The organism is Aliiglaciecola sp. 3_MG-2023 (assembly GCF_030548205.1).
Classification (GTDB): Bacteria; Pseudomonadota; Gammaproteobacteria; order Enterobacterales; family Alteromonadaceae; genus Aliiglaciecola.
This window is the reverse complement of sequence record NZ_JAUORV010000002.1, coordinates 195374-215603: the sequence shown is the minus strand read 5'-3', so window position 1 is coordinate 215603 and position 20230 is coordinate 195374. Positions and strand designations below refer to the sequence as shown.

Sequence of the window (20230 nt, the reverse complement as noted above, 5' to 3'; positions counted from 1 at the left end):
AGAGGCTTAAATTTAATAAAATCGGTGTTAGTCTATAGTTTTTTAAACTAAAACCCGCTGTAAAAAAAATAATTAGCCTTGTAGGATATAGCCAATTAGAGCTAATTTGACATTAAGGAAGAGTTGACAATATGAGAACATTACTAATAGCAATTAGCGTTAGCCTCATTCTCGGATGTACCCAGAAGACAAGCGAAGAACATTTAACCTCAGCACAAGAATTCATTGCACAAAATAAGTTGAACTCCGCAGTTATTGAACTGAAAAGTGCAGTTCAAGCTGATCCTAGAAATCCTGCAGCCCGGTTTGAATTGGGTAAAGTGTACTTAAAACAAAAACAATATGAGAGTGCAGAAAAAGAGTTAAACCGTGCGCTAGAATATGGTCAACCCGCGTCAGATGTTATCCCCTTATTATCTCAGGCTTATCAAAATTCTGGGGCCTATGCAGAATTGAGTGAAATTGATCACTCCGAAGCGGGAATGACGCCAGAGCAAGAAATGGAAGTGGGCTTTTTCAAGTTGCAATCGCTGGCTCAGCTTGGCAAAGAAGCGGAAGCGAAATTGTTATTGGAACAGCTAAGTACGATTAATGCAGATACTGTGTACACCGGATTAGTGGAAGTTTTTGGTTTAGTGTTAGAGCAAAACGTTGATAAGGCGGTAAGTAAAACAGAAGCACTTGCACAAAAATATTCCGACAATGCTGATGTACTTAAATTGCAAGGTCAATTGTATCTGCGCACTCAACAGGCTGATAAAGCTGCTGAAGTTTATGTGAATTATTTAGAGCAATTTCCTGAAGATACACAAATTGTTTTTGTTTTGGCTAAACTGTTAGTCGATAACGGCAAAGTAACCGAAGCGGAACCTTATATCGACCAGTTGCTAGCAATTAACCAAGAGAACGCGCTACTAAATCAGTTAAAAAGTGTTGTTAGTGCAGCGAAGAATGAGCATGAAAATGCGCAAAAATACGCTGAAAAAGCAATTCAAAGTGGCCGTGGTGACCCGGTCCTGAGATTGATTGCAGGTTATGCGGCTTACATGCTTAAAGATTTTGAAGCTGCGAACACCCATTTATCTTACATTGCCAGTTCTTTACCACCCAATCACCCAGCATTAAAAATGCTAGCTGCAAGCCAATTGGAGCTTGGTTTATCTGAAGACGCTAGCAATGTGATAGAAATGTTCAGTGAAGTGACTGAGGAAGATGCTAAGTTGTTTAGCAAAGCTGGATACGAATTAATTCGTGCGGGCAATCTGAATGAAGCCAAAGAAGTCGTAGCGCGCTCAGCTGAAATAAGCCGCTCGGCAGAAGATTTAACTCGACTAGGGGTGTTAAGGCTTTCTCTAAACGACGTCAGTGGCATCATAGATTTAGAAAATGCACTTGAACAAAGTCCAGATATGGATGTGACCAAAGCCACATTGGCAAATGCTTACTTAATGACTGGACAGTTCGATAAAGCGAATACACTAGCTGAAGAGTGGATTGCATCTAACCCGGATGATTTTAAAGGTTATATGTTAGCCGGAGAGTTAGCCACTAAGCAAAAAGACTATGACACGGCCCTAGCGATGTACAAAAAGGCTGAAGTCTTAGACCCGGAAAACGGTTTAATACAGTTAGCTATTGCTAATTTAGATATTGCTAAAGGTAATAGAGATGAAGGTCATCAAAAGTTATTGGACATTTTGGCGAAGAAGCCAGATTTTGTGCCTGCGTTAGCATCATATTACCTGTCTCATTTGCAATTGAAAGAAAATGCGAAAGGCATGGAACCTGCCTTAACTGCTTTGCAAAATGCTCCGCAAAATATCGGGCTGAAATTACTTGTCGCTCGTATGTATTTAACCGAGCAAAAATGGAACGAGGTTTTAGCAACTTTAGAGGGCGTTACTGCAGATAAAGAAACCCCCGCAGCTTACTGGAATTTAAAAGGCAAAGCATTGTTAGGAATTGGTGGTATTGCCGATGCAAATCAACATTATGATAAATGGATTGAGGTATATCCAAATAGTAAAGCTGCCAACTTAGGTAAAATGTTGTTGCTTGATGCCAAAGGCGCATTTACGGAAGGTGCAGAGCTAAGTAGTCGTTTTCTTGAGGCTCGCGATGATTTAAGTGTTGAAGTATTAAGAACCCACTTTTTAGTGATGTCTAGGCAGTTTGACGAAGCTCAAAAAGCGCTATCTGAGTTACCTGAAGCAACTCAACAGCTTCCTGTTGCGAAAGGATTCAAAGCTCGGATTCAAATGTCTAACAATGAATATGCTGAGGCTCTTGAAAATTCTGAAGCGGTTTATAGTGCGGTTCCTAATAGCCGAAATGCGGTTTTATTAGCAATAAATTTAGAACGTCTTGAGCAGAAAAGCCAAGCCCTAACATTTTTACAACAACATGCGGAAAAATACCCCGATGATATTGCTGTGAAGATGATGATTGCTGAGCGGCAAATAAGTGGCGATGAAGCAACCGCCATAGCGACGTATGAGAAAACCTTAGAGCTAAATCCAAATAATTTTGTGGTGTTAAACAACCTAGCTTATCTGTATGCACAAAATGGCCGTTTGAAAGAAGCTGAAAAGTACGCTAAACAAGCGGTAGAACAATATCCAGATAACCCTGATGCTGTTGATACTTTAGCGCAGGCCTTAATGAAGCAAGAAAAGTATGATGAATCCTTAAAATATTATGATCGAGTCATCAATGATTCCATGAAAAATAATGAGATTTATCTTAATTATGTAGAAGTGTTATTTGCAAGTGGCAACAATACTTTAGGTAGAAGAAAACTGAGTGAACGCACGTTTACTGCTGAAAGCAATATTGAGCGAGTTAAAAATCTGAAGAATCAATATGGAATTTAACGCAACAAGGTTTTAGCTGGAATGTTGGAACTCGCGGTTTTTTAAAAAGGGAGCAATTGCTCCCTTTTTAAATTTACAAAATAATTCAGAAAATATTTCTAGTCTTTTTTGAAATTCTTACATTTCTTTGAAATAGGAAAATTAACCACATTATTCACTGGAACTGTGGATTTTTGGTTTGAACTTTCCCTATTCAAATCTATACAAACTAACTTAAAAGACTTTCCAGCCAAGTGCTTGAATGGTTCTGAGACTCTTTTAATACGCATAATTTTATTCCATTTGTGATTTTAGTAGTGCTGAAATTAAATTCGCTCACTACTATTATCTTTGTTAGCTATTCTGTGTTTTTCGTTATCTAAACTCTTATAAGCGAAAACAATGCCAGCTTTTAGAAATTGAATAATACAACTTTTGGCGCTTTTTTGGTTATTTAATTTACCTGATTGTTATGATTAGCTATACTTTTGACGTTTGATTCCTTTTAGAACGCCTCAACGTCAATTATTTTTTGACGCTCTATCTTTATAGTGCAATTAACACCAATTTACTCTCATTTGCGATGAATATATTTCTAAATCGGTGAACATAAATCTTTACACGGTGAAGAGCGCATAAGGGAATATGCAGGAGAGATGACGCTTCTATTTTGAAATTTTACCTGACCAATCCGCTAGTTGCACTTTGGCGGGAAGTATTAGCAGATTGGCAGGTTTGTTGGCGCTATTGTATTTCAGTATTTTTACATTGATGGGTTTGATTCAACTTATGAATCTGTTGATGGATATCACTCAACTGTTTAGACAAGTCTGCAATTGTTGGCTCGCCCCGCTCTAACATTTTCTCACTGCGTGCTTTTTCATTTTCCTGCTCCATGACATTAACGACAATGCCTATAACCATATTTAAAAAAGCGAAGGCACTTAAGAATATGAATGTTAGATAAAAAATCCAACTAAGGGGGTAAACTTCCATCGTTTCATACATCACGTCAGTCCAATCTTCAAAGGTCATGACTCTAAATAGGGTTAACATTGAAATGGTGATGTCACCCCATAACACAGGGTTAATTTCCTCAAACAAGGTGCTGCCAATCGCTCCGTATATATAAAATATAATAAACATGAGTAACATTACGTAGCCTAATTGAGGCATGGCTTTTACCAAAGAGGTTAATAACAACCTTAATTCAGGAATAATCGAAACCATTCTGAGTACCCTAAATACTCTCACTAAACGCGCGATGATAGCCATATCAGTATTGTCTGCAGGTATAATACTGACCAGTACGATTAAGGTGTCAAATAGGTTCCATAAACTTTTAAAGAAATCTCTTTTTCGCGGTTCTGCAAAAAATCGTATGGTTATTTCAGTGAAAAAGAAAAAGGTGATAAACCAATCAAGAAAGGTAGTAACAGAAATGAGGGTAGGTGACATTTCATAGGTTTTCGCGCCAACTAATAACGCAGAAAAAATAATGACTGAAATCACTACAAGCTCGAATATTTTGTTAGAACGAATTTTTATAAATTTGGCTTTTATGGCAGAGGCATTCATGTCAATTGAATTCCAAACAAAGAGTTAAATAACGCGCTTTAATGATATCAAAGAGTGGGTTTAAGAAACCATAAAAAATCCGCTACCGACAACGCCGGTAACGGATTTTTTGAGCATTCAGAGGATTAAGATGCTGGTCTTAGTCCTTGATTGATATCTATTAAGTCTTGTTCAGTCAAATTACCCGCAGAACGTTTTAAAGTCATGACAGCAGAGATAAAATCATAACGCGCGCCTGCAAGATTACGGCGAGCATCAAACAGATTACGAGTGCTGTCTAAGACATCAACTATTGTACGCGTACCCACATCAAATCCAGCTTCTGTGGCTTGCAGTGCACTTTGGGCGGAAATGACAGCTTGTTCGAATGCACGAATAGTGGATGTTGCTGCCACTACATCATTATATGAACTGCGAATAGAACGAACCGTTGAGCGATGAATCAGCTCTAGGCTTTCACTGGCTGAGATGTAATTATATTTTGCCTGAGCTGTTAGCGAGCTGACGCTACCGCCAGAATAAATAGGTACAGTTAAACTCAAACCAATTGAATCATTATCTCGCTTAGGTAAGGAAAGGTCACCAACCTCAGTATCGTCACTGCCAATTGAGGCGGTAAGATCTAATGTTGGGTAATGTCCTGCGCGAGCATTTTTAATATCTTCTTTGGCTATCTCTGTTGCTAACTTACTGACCATTAAATCTAGGTTTTTTTCTTCCGCAATTGATAACCAGCCATCAACCCGTTCTGGTATTGGGCGGGAGGCTGAAAAGCTCTCGGTGTTGAGCACGGACAAGTTGTCGTGATATTTACCGGTAATTTCACGCAATTCTTCTAATCTAAGTTCAACTAAGTTCTCAGCGACAATCTCTTGCGCAACGGTGTTGTCGAAATTAGCCTGAGCTTCGTGAACATCTGTAATGGCGGTTAATCCCACTTCAAAACGTTGCTTAGTTTGTTCTAACTGGCGTTCGATAGCGCGTTTTTCTGCTTGCACAAATTCTAAGCCATCTTTAGCCCGCAGCACTGCCAAGTAAGCAATGGTTGTTCTAACAATTAGCTCTTGTTTGGCTAATGCGAAACTAGTATCGAATTGTTGAGCGATTTTTTCGGCACGATTTAGACCAACCCAGTTTTGGTGGTCATAAACAGATAACGAAAGACTAATGTCCCACCCTAAATTAGTGGTTTCATTATCAATTACGATAGGAGCAGTATCTGCGTTGGCAAAAGTAATGGATTCTTGAGAGCTTTTACTGTAGCTAATCACACCAGAAACTTGAGGCAATAAATTCGCCCGACTGATTGAAATGCCTTCAAAGGCTGCGTCGCGATCTGCTTTCGCTTGATTGATCGTGGGATCTTGTTCCAGTGCGCGTTGATACACCTGATAAAGATCATCTGCATAGGCTTGAGTGGCCACGCTAAAGCCAATAAGCAGAGACAGAATTGATTTTTTCATTTGCTTTCCTATTTTTGTTCCGTAGTGTATTGCATGATGTTTGTTTATTCGATTATTTTTATTTCGATTCAAAGTGTAAGTAAATCAAGCGTTAACCGAAAACGATAAGTGGTAACAGTATCCTGTGAAGTGTAACAGAATATGTGTGGTAGAACCTATGTTCGGTATTATTTAACTAGGTTTTTGCACTGATGTTGCACTTCAATAGTTTATTTCACGTATTTTACCTCAATCTTTAAGATAAAAGTGTTTAAGCTCAAAGTAACTTGCTATTAAGCAATGAGATTAAAGGTTTATCAAGGTAACTGAGCGGATAAATTAGCAGATCTATATGAAATATGGAGTTTAAAAATTGAAACCTTTTCCAACCTTCGGCAAAGACGATTTGAAAATTAGTCAAACTAAATCCTTGTACAATGGTTTTTTCAAGCTTATCGATTATCAATTTACCCATCGATTATTTGCTGGTGGATGGAGTCAATTGGTTAAACGTGAGGTATTGGAGCGTGGTCATGCTGTCGCAGTTTTGTTATTCGATCCCAAAGTGGATGAATTCGTTTTCATCGAACAGTTTCGCATAGGAGCTTTTGCTACAAGCCAATCACCCTGGTTGATTGAGATAGTTGCAGGTATGATAGAACAAGGTGAATCTATCGAAGAGGTATGTCGTCGCGAAGCGTTCGAAGAGGCTGGCGTGACGATTAAGCGTTTGCATAAAGCATTGAGCTACCTTTCAAGTCCTGGTGGAACCACTGAACGCATCCATATTTACATTGGAGAAGTGGATGCTTCCACTGCGCAAGGCGTGCATGGCTTGGAGCATGAGAGTGAAGACATCTTGGTGCGTCGTGCAACTAAGTTAGAAGCAATTGATTGGCTAAACGAGGGTAAAATCGATAACGCTGCCACGCTTATCGCGTTACAATGGTTTCTTATTAACGAACAAAAAGTACGTGACATTTGGCATGACAACACTTAGTAGACAGCGCAAATATGTTCCAAACTTACCGTCACTGTTGGCGGTATGTGAGGCTAATTATGCCCGTTTACTGCGTTTATTGCCCGATTGTGACACTGTGACCTTAAGTTATACGTTTGAAATTAACGATGGTTTGTACTACCGAGTTAAAATCATTGATAGTAGTCGTTATACCAGCACCCTTGAATTGGCACAGTTAGCCGATGGCGTACCGGCTTTTTTGCGTCCAGTAATGCAAATTCGACTTTATCACGATGCCAATGTTGCTGAGGTTCTCAGTGCGCAGCATATTGGTTCGTTAAAACCCAGTTACGCCTACCCCAATACGAATATGCATCAGCCCAATGAGAAAGAAATGACCAACCGTTTCCTTGCAGAGTGGTTATCGTTTTGTTTACGTCATGCTGAGTCAATAGGCTCATCTGAGACTTAGCGTAAATTAGCATGGCTAAAATAGTACAATTAAGTGATTGTCATTTGTTCAAAGATAAGAACAAAACTGGCTACAATAATATTAATCCCTACCAAACCCTACAATTACTGCTTTGCAAGGTTGCGCGGCTCAATCCCGACGGCGTCTTAGTGACTGGCGACATTTCAGGTGACGATAGCGCACAAAGTTATCAGCATTTTTTTGAATTGTTGGAGCAATTTAATTTGTTGAACAAATTCAAGGTGGTGGCTGGTAACCACGACCAATCTGATTTATTCGACGAGTTGCTAACACATTTTGATTTAGCTAAAAGCCGACCTTGGCAACAAGATAGCTGGTTAATTCATGGTATCGATACCCGACATGAAGGAACCCTAGGACAGGTTTCGGTTGAAAATTTGCAAAACTTAAAAAATAATTTGCAACACGCTTCAGAGGGCTTTCATTTAATTGCTTGCCATCATCACCCCATACCATGTGGTGGTTGGATGGATAAACACCAGTGGCTTAATGGGCACAATTTTGTTGAACAAATAACGCAATTACCGCAAGTAAAATTGGTGATTTATGGGCATATTCATCATGACACTCATCAAATGATACGCCAGTGTTGTTTTCACTCATGCCCGTCAACATGCTGGCAATTTGCTAATCAAGCCGATTTTTCCGTAAGTAATGAAATGCCGGGGTTTAAGCTCTATCAATTACACAATGATGGTACTTTTAATTGCACCACTATTCGCTTGCAACAGGAACAACTAGATTAAATGGAAAACGTATTAATTTATATTCACGGTTTTATGAGTTCTCCGCAATCTGTCAAGGCACAACAAACTATTGCTTATGTGGGGGAATACCATCCAGATTTGACAGTGGAAGTACCACAAGTACCAAATTACCCTTTAGATGCGGCGCAAATGCTAGAAAGCCTGGCAGGCAAATATGAAGGAAAAAATCTACGTTTTATTGGTAGTTCTATGGGCGGGTTTATGTCGACTTATTTGGTCGAGAAGTTTGGGGGAAAAGCGGTATTGATTAATCCTGCTGTTCGTCCTTTCGAATTATTGGAAGGGTTTTTAGGCACTCATGTCAATCCCTATACCAATCAAGAGTTCACTTTACAAGGGACCCATATTCAACAACTTCTTGATTTAAATACCCCAGAACTGTCTGATCCCCAAGCCTACTGGGCGCTATTGCAAACCGATGATGAAACTCTGGATTATCGCCAAGCTGAGCAAAAGTATGCGAACAGTCGACTGACTATTGAACAAGGGGGGGATCATAGTTTTCAAAACTACGCTGATCATCTACCCGATATTTTTAAATTTTTGCTGTCGTAAGCTGTTTTCCATGGCGATAGCCTTCAGGTTAGCAAAGGGTTTAAAAAATGTCATGAGGGAATGAGTTGAGAAAACCCAATATGTTGATTGCTCAGCGCATCTTGAGTTGATAACATCAATGCTATTATGGGTGTTACCAAGCACCTCCTTTTGGCAACAAAAATCGAATAAAAAGCATGTCAAACCAATATAATTCTGATGCAATTGAAGTCCTTAACGGATTAGATCCGGTAAAACGTCGTCCTGGGATGTATACCGATACCACTCGCCCTAATCATCTAAGCCAGGAAGTTATCGATAATAGTGTCGATGAAGCCTTGGCTGGATTCGCCAGTAATATCAAAGTTATCTTGTATGAAGACCAATCCTTAGAAGTGGTTGATGACGGACGCGGAATGCCGGTGGATATTCACCCAGAAGAAGGCATTTCTGGGGTCGAATTGATCATGACCAAATTGCATGCTGGTGGTAAATTCTCCAACAAAAACTATCAGTTCTCTGGTGGTTTACACGGTGTGGGTATATCTGTGGTGAACGCTTTGTCTACACGGGTTGAGGTACTGATTCGACGTGACGGTAATGTTTACAGTATGGCGTTTGAGAACGGTGATAAGGTTGAAGACCTAAGCATTGTTGATAGCTGCGGTAAACGCAACACCGGAACCGGTCTCAGGTTTTGGCCTGATCCTGTGTATTTCGATTCAGCTAAATTCTCGGTAACCAAATTATTGCATATTTTGCGGGCGAAAGCGGTTTTATGTCCCGGCCTCAGAATTAAGTTCGATAATAAAATCAGCAAAGAAAGCCAAGAGTGGCACTATGAGGATGGCTTAAGAGATTATTTGTATCAGTCAGTTAGTAATTACATTTCGTTGCCCGAAGATGCGCCATTTGTTGGCAAGTTAGCCGGTAATCATGAGGCCGCAGATTGGGCGGTAATGTGGTTGCCTGAAGGTGGCGAGCTTGTCACCGAAAGTTATGTGAATTTGATCCCCACAGCTCAAGGGGGAACTCACGTTAATGGACTTCGACAAGGTTTACTTGAATCCATGCGAGAGTTTTGTGAGTACCGAAATCTTTTGCCTCGCGGTGTTAAATTATCGCCAGAAGATATTTGGGACAGATGTGCTTATATCTTGTCGACTAAAATGCAAGATCCGCAATTTGCAGGGCAAACTAAAGAGCGTTTGTCATCTCGACAAGCTGCTGCGTTCGTATCTGGCGTGGTTAAAGATGCCTTCAGTTTGTGGTTGAATCAGCACACTGATGTGGCGGAATTGTTGGCCGACATGTGTATTAACAATGCCCAACGTCGTTTACGCCAAAGTAAAAAGGTCGCTCGTAAAAAGGTCACGCAAGGGCCTGCGTTACCCGGTAAATTAACCGATTGTACTAATCAGGATATCGAACGCTCAGAATTGTTTTTAGTGGAAGGGGATTCTGCTGGCGGGTCGGCCAAACAGGCGCGAGACCGTGTTTTTCAAGCTATCATGCCCCTGCGGGGTAAAATACTAAACAGTTGGGAAGTGGATTCTTCACAAGTGTTGGCATCTCAGGAAATACACGATATTTCGGTTGCATTGGGTATAGATCCTGACTCAGATGATTTAACTGGGTTACGTTACGGTAAAATTTGTATTTTAGCCGATGCCGACTCCGACGGCCTGCATATTGCCACTTTGCTGTGTGCATTATTTGTGCGCCACTTTAGAACACTGGTTAATCGCGGTCACGTGTATGTAGCTATGCCACCGTTATTTAGAATTGACGTGGGAAAAGAAGTTTACTACGCCCTCGATGAAGGCGAAAAACAAGGAATTTTAGATCGTATTGAAGCCGAAAAGAAACGTGGCAAGGTGAATGTGCAACGATTCAAAGGGTTGGGTGAAATGAACCCCATGCAACTGCGAGAGACTACCATGGACCCCAATACTCGCCGTCTCGTTCAACTTACCGAAGGTGATGCTGGGCAAATGATGGAGCTAATGGACATGCTGCTTTCCAAAAAGCGCGCGTCGGATCGTAAGGTATGGTTGGAGTCTAAAGGCAACATGGCTGAGGTTTAAGTAACGCAATATTTAAAACAAGGATGAATTTTATCAGCTCGGTGTTGCAAGGTGTTTGGACTTCCCCTTATGTCTAAAGTCATTAAATTATGCAAAGTATTATTGCTAACTTTAGTTGCATGCTTAATTATTTTAACGGTGTTAATTGTTGAATCAAAGCCCATTGTCGTTGCCAACGCATCTGTACAAGTGGATGATGCAGACACCATAAATTTACTGCTTTCTCAAGCACGACAAGTCACTCGTAAGCGCTACATTCCCCAAACCATTGTTATTTCCAAAGCGCAAATGAACAGTATTGTAGGCTTTTTACAACGCGCTGTTCCGGAGTTCTCAGGGCAAATAGACACAAGTAAACAAAAGCTAGGCGTTAAATTTAGCTATAAAATTCCCATCAACTGGCTAACAGCTTATGTTAATTTCGAAGGTGAGTTAGTCCCTGCTCAGGGCATTAAAGTGGCTAATGTACATTTAGGTGATTTACCCATTTCAGGGGACTGGGCTATTTCGATGATGACGTATATTATCAACCGCTGGACCAAAAGTGATTTGGGAGACTTGGCGTTAAATCAAGTCTCTGAAGTGACTGTTTCTGCTGATGAGTTAAACGTAAGGCTAATTCCTATTCATGAGTTTTTGGTTAGTTTAAATGAAATTAAAAACGGTCTGTCAGGCAGCGGTGATGAGGAACTTAAACAAAGAGTTAGCTATTATTTGACGTATTTAGACGGATTGAGTTTTTCTCAACATCCAGCAGGGTTACCATTAGCAGATTACATCAATCCCTTATTCAAAAAAGTAAAGGTTAGAACGGCTAAGTCGTCAGCGGTACTAGAAAATGAATCGGCTTTACTAGCCCTAGCGATTTATGTAGGTCATCACCGCATGGCGAATTTTATTGGTGACGTGCAACCATATCAAAACAAAGTGGTTATGCCTTATTATCGGCCCCTTTTAAGAGGGCGCAGTGATTTAACTCAACATTTTGTTATTTCCGCAGCAATCAAAATTTTAACCCAACAGGGGATAAGCAATGCTGTGGGCGAATTTAAGGAGTTGATGGATAGGGCTGAAGGGGGATCAGGTTTTAGCTTCGCTGATTTAGCCGCTGATCTGGCCGGAATTAAATTCGCTTCTATGGCGATTGACCCGATTTACGCCGACGCTTTCCAAGATGTCTTATCACAAGTTCAAAGTGAAGATTTATTTTTCCCAGTCATTGATAGCTTACCTGAAGGTTTGAGCAAACGAGATTTTGTTCAGCAATATGGACATGTTGAAACTGATGAGTACAAGCTAGTTGTTGCGCAAATTAATCAACATTTAGCACGATTACCTCTCTATCAAACCCTGAATAACGAAAAAAGCGGCAGTAATAAACCGCAATAAAAGACTTATAATAGATCTTGAATAGAGCGGTAAACTTCTGTTGCCTTTTCCGTGGTTAGATTATTCTTAGCAGTAGAACCAAGGCTACTGGAAACGCGAATAAATTCATTGCCTGCCAGTGCTTCAACACTATCCGTTTGATTCTCAGTGTCTGTATTTGGTCTTTGTTCTGATTGAATACGTTCCCGCTGGGTTTGTTCATTCTGCTGCAAAATTCTAGCTTGCGCTGACAGTTCAACCTCTGGCTTATTAGCATTTCCTATTCCAAAGGCATTCAGGCTGGGCTCTATATTATTTAGAGTATTTGAAGTATTTGAAACAGCGTTAGATAAATTATTTAAGCTGTTACTTAATGTAATTTCCATGATTCCACCTCCAAATTAAGAACATAGCTCACATCTATGCCCTGCTCTTTGAAATAGCCTTTAGCCTGCTTTTAAAATAGCCCTTAGCCTGCTCTTTGAAATAGCCCTTAAATAGCCAAAGCACTCTTATTATTATGGTGTATTTTGCTCAAAAAACAACCTGCAATATGCTGTGGTGGTTGTGCCAACTTTCATTTAGGGTCCTTCAAAGTTGGCGATGTGTTTAAAGAGTGGTTTTCAATTGACCTAACGTACTGAGCAATAACTCCATTTTTTTAACTATAGCAGGCAGAGCATTTTCAAATTTTTCTTGGTCTGCTGTCTCTAGGGCAGCTACCTCAGCGGCGAGTTCTTTCACATATGGCATAAATCGTTTACTTTGAACGTTAAACCCTGCGTCCTGTGCAAATATATGATTAAACTTACCTTTTCCTGATTGTTGCAACTTCGATAGGGCTTCATCTGCGTCAATGGCTTTACGATAAATAAGCTGCATATTTTCTGTTAATTTCTCAAATAAAGGGCGAAGTGTCGTGTTCAATTGTGGGGACATGAAAAATGATCTCAATAAAGTGAAAAAAAATACTCAAGAATGTTTGATGAGAGCCGATAATAACCGTAGACGGGTAATTCTGCCTGTTTTTTTAAATTGCTACAAGCAATGAGGTAATTGGTATGGAACTTCAGGGTGTAAATGCATCTGGAACTACCGGTGCGTCACTTGAAACTAAAGCTTTGCAGCTCGCGAAATCAAATCAAGAGACGCAAGGTCAAGCGACGCTTCAGTTGTTGGAATCAGCGGCTGACGTACCAAAAGTTTCTTCTAATCCTGCAATTGGATCGAATGTAAACACATTCGCTTAAATTAAGGATGAAGATGTAAGTCTAAAGGTGTCTTGCCAGGTTGTCCGCCTATCTCTCGTACGAGTTTTGGGACTAGAAAACCTGGCAAGCGCTTTATCATTTCTGCCATTATTTCCCTTGCGCGATTCTCACTCACATCAAAATGAGTCGCTCCTTTTACTTTATCTAACATGTGCAGGTAATAAGGCATAACACCGGCTTCAAATAAACGCTCACTCAAGGCAATTTGGTTTTCGGCTGAATCATTCACCGTGGCAAGTAAGACGGATTGATTGAGCAGTGTCACCTGGTTTTCCCGCAATAACTTTAACTTTGTGATTAATTTCGTGTCTATTTCATTGGCATGATTAATATGCAGTACCATTATCATTTTTAAACGAGACTGAGTAATCCACTTGAGGAAATGCTTATCAATTCGGTTGGGAATAACAACGGGCAAGCGAGTATGCATCCTTAACCGGGTTATATGAGGGATCTGTTCTATCTGGCTGGTCAGCCAGGCTAAAAAATCATCCTTTGCCATCAGAGGATCACCACCAGAGTATATTATCTCATTTAAATTTGGATCTTGCGCAATATACTCTAGGGCTTCTAACCAACCTTGCTTATTTAAACTATTTTGCTGGTAGGGAAAATGTCTGCGGAAACAATATCGACAATTCACCGCACAGCCCCCACGGACCATCAATAACGCCCGCGTTTGATATTTATGCAGTATTCCTTGCTGAGGCGTTTCTTGTTCCTGCAATGGGTCGACCGTGTATGCTGGATCTTCAAGATATTCGTCATATAGAGGGAACACTTGTCTAAATAGCGGATCTTGCGGATCGCCTTTGTGCATCAAATCCGCAAAATATTGCGGAACACGCATCGGAAATAGTGACCTAGCTTCAATATTTTTCACCTGCTCGGCCACTGGAATATTCAGATATTTCAGTAGTTTTTGTGGATCAGTAAAGCTAGTTGCCAGTTCTTTTTGCCAGTTACTCTCTACAGAGATGGATTTTTTAGGTATTATCTTCGCCAAACGAGTACTCAATCGATTAATTTAGAGGTTTTATGGCTAATTACAGCACAAATGAATTCAAAGCGGGCTTAAAGATAATGCTCGACGGCGAACCTTGCAACGTTCTTGAGAACGAATATGTAAAACCAGGTAAAGGTCAGGCCTTTAACCGCGTTAAAATTCGTAAGCTAATTTCCGGAAAAGTATTAGAAAAAACGTTCAAATCCGGTGATAGCGTAGAAGGTGCAGACGTGATGGATACGGAATTAACCTATTTATATAACGACGGTGAATTCTACCACTTTATGAACAACGAAACCTTCGAACAAATTGCTGCAGATGAAAAAGCGGTGGGTGAAAGTGTGAAGTGGCTGGTAGAGAATGATAGTTGCACTATTACTCTTTGGAATGGCAGCCCAATTGTTGTTACTCCACCAAATTTCGTTGAACTTGAGATCACTGAAACCGATCCCGGCTTAAAAGGTGATACTGCAGGTACAGGTGGTAAACCAGCTACGTTGATAACTGGCGCTGTGGTGCGGGTTCCTTTGTTCGTGCAGACTGGCGAAGTGATTCGAGTCGATACTCGCAGCGGCGAATACGTTTCTCGGGCGCAAAAGTAAGTTTTTAAGTCTTGGGCCCAATTTCTATTGGGCTCTAAAATTATCTGGTAAGTATGAATTCATCAGTCAACTGGCGACCCACCGCAACGATCCAAACCCTACAAAAACGAGCACAGATTAATGCTCAGATACGTGAGTTTTTTGCACAACGTAAGGTGTTAGAAGTGGAAACACCGGCGTTAGCACACGCTAGTGTTACCGATATTAATCTTCATGGGTTTAGCACACAATTTAATAGTCCATTAAAACCCGAGCCTGATAATTTATTTCTGCAGACGTCTCCAGAGTTTGCCATGAAACGGTTGTTGTGTGCCGGAAGTGGCAGTATCTTTCAGTTATGTAAGTCTTTTCGCAATGAAGAGGCCGGTAAGCAGCATAATCCTGAATTTACCATGTTGGAGTGGTATAGAGTGGGGTTTAATCTATCTCAGCTAATAGATGAAGTAGATGAACTTTTACAAAAGATACTAAAAACCGAACCCCTTGAACGATTATCTTATCAGCAAGCTTTTCTTACCTATTGTGATATCGACCCCCTAGCGTGCACCTTAGAAGAGTTAAAACGCAAAGCATCAGACTTGGGGTTTGCCAATATCGCTGACAATGAAAGTGTGAAAGATGTGCTTTTGCAGTTGCTTTGTAGCCAAGTTGTAGAACCTGAAATTGGTCGCACTAGACCTGTGGCACTCATTGATTTCCCCGCATCCCAAGCAGCGTTAGCCAGAATAAAACAACAAGATCCTCGAGTGGCGGAGCGATTTGAGATTTATTATAAAGGGCTTGAGCTTGCGAATGGTTATTATGAACTAAGGGATGTGAACGAACAACTATCACGGTTTGAAAAGGATCGTCAGGTACGCCAACAAAATGGGCTAAGCAATATTGCTCTGGACAAGTATTTTATGGCGGCGATGGAGAATGGCTTGCCTGACTGCTCAGGAGTGGCTTTAGGTGTGGATAGGTTAGTAATGTTAGCCTGTGGGGTTCAAAATATCGAAAAGGTTATGAGTTTTTCCATTGATAACGCTTAGTTTGATAAACTAGACTAAAATTTAATCATTAATGACAACAAAATACATGGTATGCCTTCTAATATTTGGTAAACTGAGATTGAAGGACTTTTAATCGACGCACCAACATCTATTATTTTGTTTGTACTCCAGTGAATGGAAGCGTGCTTCGGTTTCGATTTGACGAGTGGATTGATGTCACAACTTTTTCCCAAACCAAAACCTGCTTTTCTAGCGGAATATTTGGTACAAAGTAACTCCAAAAACATTCAGTATGCCATTTACTTCTCTAGTTTGGCTTGCGTCGTTTTTGGTATTCAACTACTAGCTCACTTCCGTCTGGGAGCAGGCGTGCTGTTTGCTGCGAATATCCCTTATACTCTGTTGTACTTAGTGTCGTTTATATTCGCATTATCCACTGCATTCTTATTAAGTAAATTACAAACTTTTCCTAAGTTATTGCCTTTCAGCAACGCAATTGAAATTATTTTTTCAGTTTTTATTGCATCAGTAGGTGTATTTTGGTCGTTGCTGAGTGTCATTGATGGAGAAGGGATTGCGCCTTTTGTGATTACCTTGATGCTGTTGTGCTGTGCATCCCAAGGTTACTTGGGGTATTTCTTAAGCCTTCTTGTGGCAGCATTTTTTGGGTTAGTTATTGGGCTTTTTTGGCTCCCAGAAAGTACAGATAGTTGGCAGCATATTAGTATCGGCTTTTGCAGTGTTATTGTTTGTTTTGCGGTGGCTAACTTGATTGAAAAAACGAGATTGAAAAATTTTGAAAAGATTCACAGTTTAACTAGTACCAATAAGCAATTACAGACACTTTCCCAACAGGATCATCTTACTAAATTACTCAATAGAAGAGCGATTGATAGTGCATTAAAGCGAGAAATGGCCCGAAGTGAACGTTTTGACCATTCGTTGTCTCTACTGATGGTTGATGTGGATAACTTCAAGCAAATTAATGATGGTTTTGGGCATGTGTTTGGTGATCAGATCTTAATCGATATTTCAAGTAGCATCAGAAAACACGTTCGTGATGTGGATTATGTCGGTAGAATGGGGGGAGATGAGTTTTTAGTTATTCTGGTTGAAACCAATCAAAATAATGCTCTGCAAATTGCAGAAAGAATGCTCAATGAAGTGCGAAACATAAATAGTCAAAAATTAGATTGTGATATTTCAATTAGTATTGGTTTTACAGCAATGGAAGGAGAGAGTGTTGTGGCATTATTAGAAAAAGCGGATAAGGCATTATATCTAGCCAAAAAGGCAGGTAAAAATAAAGTCCGTAGTGTTTTTTCGCAGTTAAATGATGCATCAGATTCATGAATTGTAAGGGAACTCTCGTTGCTCAAACTGAGCGTTTAAATATCCGTAAGGTGACCTTAGCCGAAGCCTATTTTATTCTAGACTTAGTGAATGATCCTGATTGGATTCGACACATCGGTGATCGTAATATTTCAAATCAAGCCGAAGCGCGGGAATTCATTGAAAAAGGTCCTTTTGTTTCTTACCGAGAAAATGGCTACGGTTTATATGTATTTTGCGATAACCGTAAAAACCGACCTATGGGTATCTGCGGAATGTTAAAAAGGCCTTTCCTCGATTATCCCGATATTGGTTATGCTATTTTGCCAGAATTTAGGCGTAAAGGATTAACCTTAGAAGCCTGTGGCGGAGTATTATCAGCCGATTGCAAACGCCTAGGTTTGCAAACCGTTCACGCGATGATATCGCCAGATAATACCCAATCAATTAACTTAATCGAACGCTTGGGGTTTGAATTTACTAAGGTTATTCAACATCAAGATGCAGATACAAAACTTTTTACCTACACCAATCAAGCAAAATTATAGAGGCGGTAAAATTGTCACTTTATTTAATATTACTGGCTCTATAGGAACATCCGCCCAGCCCACAATGGCGTCATATTGCGTTTCTACCTGAGATATGGCGTCTAAAATATCTGTGCCTTCTGTTACATAGCCGAAAACAGCGTAACCCCATTTTCTGCCGGGGTCTAAACTCTCGTTATCGTTAAGGTTGAAATAAAATTGACGATTCGCCGTATGGGGACCATTTGAACGAGCCATAGCGATGGTATAAGTTTGGTTTTTTAAACCATTTCCTGATTCGTTATAAATGTCAGGAAATTTAGACAAATCTTTGTAATCCTTATCGTAGCCACCCCCTTGCACAACAAAATCAGAGATTACCCTATGGAATAGGGTGCCTTCAAAGCTACGCTTATCCACATAGCGTAAAAAGTTATTCACTGTGATAGGGGCTCTCGATCTATCAAGTTCAACAACAAAGTCGCCCATGGTGGTATGCATCATGACTCTTGGATAGTAATTATCGGGTTGAATTTGCGAACCATCGTCTTTAGGTTTGCCATGGGACAAAAAAGTAACAAAGATAAGTGTGAGGGTGAATAAAGCCTTTTTCATGATAAATACTCTCTACTTCAACGAAGATAAAATACTAAATTTTTTGTCACTAGAAATCACATTATAACCACCAAATAAGCGTTTTAACTTTTGTGGGTATTCTAAATGTCGATTGCCGATTATCCGCAATTCCCCACCTTTTTTTAATTTTAAATGTGCATCTTCAAACATCTGAGTCGCTATATGATCGGTAATGGTATTCAGCTGGTGGAATGGGGGATTACAAATTACCTTATCAATTTGTTGATGGTTTTCCAATTCTTCCAGACAATTGCTGACAATAAAACGCGCGCGGTCCATTTGATCGGGTAAATTATTTTGTACATTCAGTTTTGCAGAAGCCACCGCCATGTGGGATTCATCCATAAAAATAACTTGAGCATCCTCATAACGTTTTAGAATACACAAGCCTAATACACCGTTACCACAGCCTAAATCCACCACGGTTTTTGCCCTACAATCGGGTAAGTTATCGATTAACAAGCGTGCGCCTATATCAATTTGCTGGCGAGCAAATACATTGGCATGATTGCTAATGCTAAAGGGTTCTTGTTGCATTTCCCAAACCGTTGGGTAGGGAGATGGTTGCTGTTGCAGTGGCAGGTCTGGTTCACAAAAAATTAACCGCGCCTTTTTCTTGGCTAAGGATGTATGGGTTGTGCCGAGATATTTTTCAAATAGGGCTAACGTGGATTTTTGAATCATTTTCACTTTAGCGCCCGCCACTATTTTAGTCTTCGCAGATACCACCCCTTGCAATTGAATTAACTGGTGTTCCAACAGAGCTAAGGTTTTCGGGATTTTTATGACCACCCAGTCTGGGGCTTGAGGCATAGGGGTTAGACTGTCGATATAAGTGATTTGAGAGTTGTCTAATTGATTAAGCTTGATATTTTGTTTACATGCCTTTTGAGAAACGAGAGAATCACTTACATGGTGAATATCGGCCTGATTTAACCAACAGCTCAAGGCGCCAAAATCGTCGTTAAGAATGACTATGCGAGCTTGATGTATATTTTCTTGGGTTTGTTGGATATGGGTGAGCAGTAACTCATCTGCTGCATCCCATGCTTGCCAACTCGGGTGGGTAAATCGCTTTGGATAGCGGTATAATTCCAGAGACTTTTCTAAAAAATTAAAGCTAGTATTCATTTTTAGCAGGATTCACGTAAGTTATATGCAACAGGATTTATTTTCATCCCACCAAACAGGCCTAAGCCAAATGCCAATGCAAGACGCAGATGTGCATTATCAGGCAGATTTTTTGGACTCAGGCACCGCCACTGAATTGTATCAGAAATTACAAAGCAAATTAGCTTGGCAGCAAGATTCAATTCAAGTTTACGGTCGCAAAGTAAAAATTCCACGTTTTCAGGCTTGGTATGGGGATAAAGAGGCCAACTACCAATATTCAGGATTGAGCATGCAACCTAATCCTTGGATCAAAGAGTTAGCACAATTGAAACTTACCTTAGAACAAGTTTGCAAAACCAAATTCAATTCAGTTTTAGCGAATTGGTACCGAAATGGCCAAGACAGTATGGGCTGGCACGGCGACAACGAACCTGAGCTAGGTTACCAACCTATCATTGCTTCATTAACCTTAGGCCAAACTCGCGATTTTGATTTTAAACATATACATACCGGTCAAAAGGTAAGACTGCCACTGCAAAATGGCAGTCTCTTAATGATGGCAGGAAATACCCAAAAATTTTGGCAGCACAGTCTGCCTAAGCGAAGCCAGTCACTAGGGGGACGCATAAATCTCACTTTTCGGCAAATATTTTAACCAAACAAGACGTT

20 protein-coding genes are annotated in these 20230 nt (G+C 40.2%); 13 read left to right on the top strand and 7 right to left on the bottom strand.

What is annotated here, in order from left to right; genetic code table 11:
* Positions 1-131 precede the first annotated feature (131 nt).
* A complete protein-coding gene (gene prsT / locus Q4574_RS02975; RefSeq protein WP_303471273.1) occupies positions 132-2873 on the top strand; it encodes an XrtA/PEP-CTERM system TPR-repeat protein PrsT in 2742 nt (913 codons plus the stop codon).
* Between the two features lie 723 nt (positions 2874-3596).
* Here prsT and Q4574_RS02970 read toward each other — a convergent pair.
* On the bottom strand, positions 3597-4430 hold the full coding sequence (locus tag Q4574_RS02970; protein WP_303471272.1) for an ion transporter: 834 nt from the start codon (positions 4428-4430) through the stop codon (positions 3597-3599).
* A 125-nt stretch (positions 4431-4555) separates the two neighbouring features.
* Positions 4556-5893: an outer membrane channel protein TolC gene (gene tolC / locus Q4574_RS02965; RefSeq protein ID WP_303471270.1), complete on the bottom strand. Its 1338-nt coding sequence runs from the start codon at positions 5891-5893 to the stop codon at positions 4556-4558.
* A 352-nt stretch (positions 5894-6245) separates the two neighbouring features.
* On the opposite strand from tolC, the gene nudF reads away from it, so the two are divergent.
* The 6 genes from nudF (at position 6246) to Q4574_RS02935 (ending at position 12103) form a co-directional block, all read left to right on the top strand.
* A complete protein-coding gene (nudF, locus tag Q4574_RS02960; RefSeq protein WP_303471268.1) occupies positions 6246-6872 on the top strand; it encodes an ADP-ribose diphosphatase in 627 nt (208 codons plus the stop codon).
* Positions 6859-7305, top strand: a complete 447-nt coding sequence (locus tag Q4574_RS02955) for a DUF1249 domain-containing protein (protein WP_303471265.1) — start codon at positions 6859-6861, stop codon at positions 7303-7305. The genes nudF and Q4574_RS02955 overlap by 14 nt, the downstream gene beginning before the upstream one ends.
* Positions 7306-7316: 11 nt before the next feature.
* Positions 7317-8072 (top strand): metallophosphoesterase, encoded by a 756-nt coding sequence (locus tag Q4574_RS02950; protein ID WP_303471262.1) that lies wholly within the window; start codon positions 7317-7319, stop codon positions 8070-8072.
* On the top strand, positions 8073-8648 hold the full coding sequence (locus Q4574_RS02945; RefSeq protein ID WP_303471259.1) for a YqiA/YcfP family alpha/beta fold hydrolase: 576 nt from the start codon (positions 8073-8075) through the stop codon (positions 8646-8648).
* 176 nt (positions 8649-8824) lie between these two features.
* A complete protein-coding gene (gene parE / locus Q4574_RS02940) occupies positions 8825-10714 on the top strand; it encodes a DNA topoisomerase IV subunit B (protein WP_303471256.1) in 1890 nt (629 codons plus the stop codon).
* 69 nt (positions 10715-10783) lie between these two features.
* Complete coding sequence (locus Q4574_RS02935; protein WP_303471254.1) at positions 10784-12103, top strand: hypothetical protein; 1320 nt, start codon at positions 10784-10786, stop codon at positions 12101-12103.
* 5 nt (positions 12104-12108) lie between these two features.
* Here Q4574_RS02935 and Q4574_RS02930 read toward each other — a convergent pair whose 3' ends face one another.
* Positions 12109-12468, bottom strand: a complete 360-nt coding sequence (locus Q4574_RS02930; RefSeq protein WP_303471252.1) for a hypothetical protein — start codon at positions 12466-12468, stop codon at positions 12109-12111.
* 223 nt (positions 12469-12691) lie between these two features.
* On the bottom strand, positions 12692-13021 hold the full coding sequence (locus Q4574_RS02925; protein WP_303471249.1) for a hypothetical protein: 330 nt from the start codon (positions 13019-13021) through the stop codon (positions 12692-12694).
* Between the two features lie 122 nt (positions 13022-13143).
* Here Q4574_RS02925 and Q4574_RS02920 point away from each other — a divergent pair, with 122 nt between their 5' ends.
* Complete coding sequence (locus Q4574_RS02920; RefSeq protein WP_303471247.1) at positions 13144-13332, top strand: hypothetical protein; 189 nt, start codon at positions 13144-13146, stop codon at positions 13330-13332.
* A gap of 1 nt (position 13333) precedes the next feature.
* Here Q4574_RS02920 and epmB read toward each other — a convergent pair whose 3' ends face one another.
* Positions 13334-14359: an EF-P beta-lysylation protein EpmB gene (gene epmB, locus Q4574_RS02915; protein WP_303471244.1), complete on the bottom strand. Its 1026-nt coding sequence runs from the start codon at positions 14357-14359 to the stop codon at positions 13334-13336.
* A gap of 32 nt (positions 14360-14391) precedes the next feature.
* On the opposite strand from epmB, the gene efp reads away from it, so the two are divergent.
* The 4 genes from efp (at position 14392) to Q4574_RS02895 (ending at position 17833) form a co-directional block, all read left to right on the top strand.
* Positions 14392-14961, top strand: coding sequence for an elongation factor P (efp, locus tag Q4574_RS02910; RefSeq protein WP_303471241.1), 570 nt, complete (start codon positions 14392-14394; stop codon positions 14959-14961).
* Positions 14962-15014: 53 nt separating this feature from the next.
* A complete protein-coding gene (gene epmA / locus Q4574_RS02905; RefSeq protein WP_303471237.1) occupies positions 15015-15992 on the top strand; it encodes an elongation factor P--(R)-beta-lysine ligase in 978 nt (325 codons plus the stop codon).
* 174 nt (positions 15993-16166) lie between these two features.
* Positions 16167-17306 carry a GGDEF domain-containing protein gene (locus Q4574_RS02900; protein WP_303471234.1) on the top strand — a complete coding sequence of 380 codons (1140 nt, stop codon included), beginning with the start codon at positions 16167-16169 and terminating at the stop codon, positions 17304-17306.
* Positions 17303-17833, top strand: coding sequence for a GNAT family N-acetyltransferase (locus Q4574_RS02895; RefSeq protein ID WP_303471232.1), 531 nt, complete (start codon positions 17303-17305; stop codon positions 17831-17833). Before Q4574_RS02900 ends, Q4574_RS02895 begins: the two co-directional genes overlap by 4 nt.
* Here Q4574_RS02895 and Q4574_RS02890 read toward each other — a convergent pair.
* Together Q4574_RS02890 and Q4574_RS02885 are read right to left on the bottom strand one after the other, a co-directional pair.
* The gene (locus Q4574_RS02890) at positions 17828-18427 is read right to left on the bottom strand and encodes a peptidylprolyl isomerase (RefSeq protein ID WP_303471230.1); all 600 of its coding nucleotides are present in this window, start codon (positions 18425-18427) and stop codon (positions 17828-17830) included. The genes Q4574_RS02895 and Q4574_RS02890 overlap by 6 nt on opposite strands.
* A gap of 12 nt (positions 18428-18439) precedes the next feature.
* Entirely contained in the window at positions 18440-19579 is a 1140-nt protein-coding gene (locus Q4574_RS02885; RefSeq protein ID WP_303471227.1) for a methyltransferase, read from the bottom strand.
* A gap of 25 nt (positions 19580-19604) precedes the next feature.
* Here Q4574_RS02885 and Q4574_RS02880 point away from each other — a divergent pair, with 25 nt between their 5' ends.
* The gene (locus Q4574_RS02880) at positions 19605-20216 is read left to right on the top strand and encodes an alpha-ketoglutarate-dependent dioxygenase AlkB (RefSeq protein ID WP_303471224.1); all 612 of its coding nucleotides are present in this window, start codon (positions 19605-19607) and stop codon (positions 20214-20216) included.
* Positions 20217-20230 lie beyond the last annotated feature (14 nt).

Bases quoted from the DNA above. Each gene is read 5' to 3' on its own strand.
- Q4574_RS02950 (WP_303471262.1), top strand. From the start codon at position 7,317: ATGGCTAAAATAGTACAATTAAGTGATTGTCATTTGTTCAAAGATAAG.
- Q4574_RS02890 (WP_303471230.1), bottom strand. From the start codon at position 18,427: ATGAAAAAGGCTTTATTCACCCTCACACTTATCTTTGTTACTTTTTTG.
- Q4574_RS02895 (WP_303471232.1), top strand. From the start codon at position 17,303: ATGAATTGTAAGGGAACTCTCGTTGCTCAAACTGAGCGTTTAAATATC.
- Q4574_RS02930 (WP_303471252.1), bottom strand. From the start codon at position 12,468: ATGGAAATTACATTAAGTAACAGCTTAAATAATTTATCTAACGCTGTT.
- Q4574_RS02970 (WP_303471272.1), bottom strand. From the start codon at position 4,430: ATGAATGCCTCTGCCATAAAAGCCAAATTTATAAAAATTCGTTCTAAC.
- Q4574_RS02920 (WP_303471247.1), top strand. From the start codon at position 13,144: ATGGAACTTCAGGGTGTAAATGCATCTGGAACTACCGGTGCGTCACTT.
- Q4574_RS02900 (WP_303471234.1), top strand. From the start codon at position 16,167: ATGTCACAACTTTTTCCCAAACCAAAACCTGCTTTTCTAGCGGAATAT.
- tolC (WP_303471270.1), bottom strand. From the start codon at position 5,893: ATGAAAAAATCAATTCTGTCTCTGCTTATTGGCTTTAGCGTGGCCACT.
- Q4574_RS02880 (WP_303471224.1), top strand. From the start codon at position 19,605: ATGCAACAGGATTTATTTTCATCCCACCAAACAGGCCTAAGCCAAATG.
- Q4574_RS02935 (WP_303471254.1), top strand. From the start codon at position 10,784: ATGTCTAAAGTCATTAAATTATGCAAAGTATTATTGCTAACTTTAGTT.
- Q4574_RS02955 (WP_303471265.1), top strand. From the start codon at position 6,859: ATGACAACACTTAGTAGACAGCGCAAATATGTTCCAAACTTACCGTCA.
- epmA (WP_303471237.1), top strand. From the start codon at position 15,015: ATGAATTCATCAGTCAACTGGCGACCCACCGCAACGATCCAAACCCTA.
- Q4574_RS02885 (WP_303471227.1), bottom strand. From the start codon at position 19,579: ATGAATACTAGCTTTAATTTTTTAGAAAAGTCTCTGGAATTATACCGC.
- Q4574_RS02945 (WP_303471259.1), top strand. From the start codon at position 8,073: ATGGAAAACGTATTAATTTATATTCACGGTTTTATGAGTTCTCCGCAA.
- efp (WP_303471241.1), top strand. From the start codon at position 14,392: ATGGCTAATTACAGCACAAATGAATTCAAAGCGGGCTTAAAGATAATG.
- Q4574_RS02925 (WP_303471249.1), bottom strand. From the start codon at position 13,021: ATGTCCCCACAATTGAACACGACACTTCGCCCTTTATTTGAGAAATTA.
- parE (WP_303471256.1), top strand. From the start codon at position 8,825: ATGTCAAACCAATATAATTCTGATGCAATTGAAGTCCTTAACGGATTA.
- prsT (WP_303471273.1), top strand. From the start codon at position 132: ATGAGAACATTACTAATAGCAATTAGCGTTAGCCTCATTCTCGGATGT.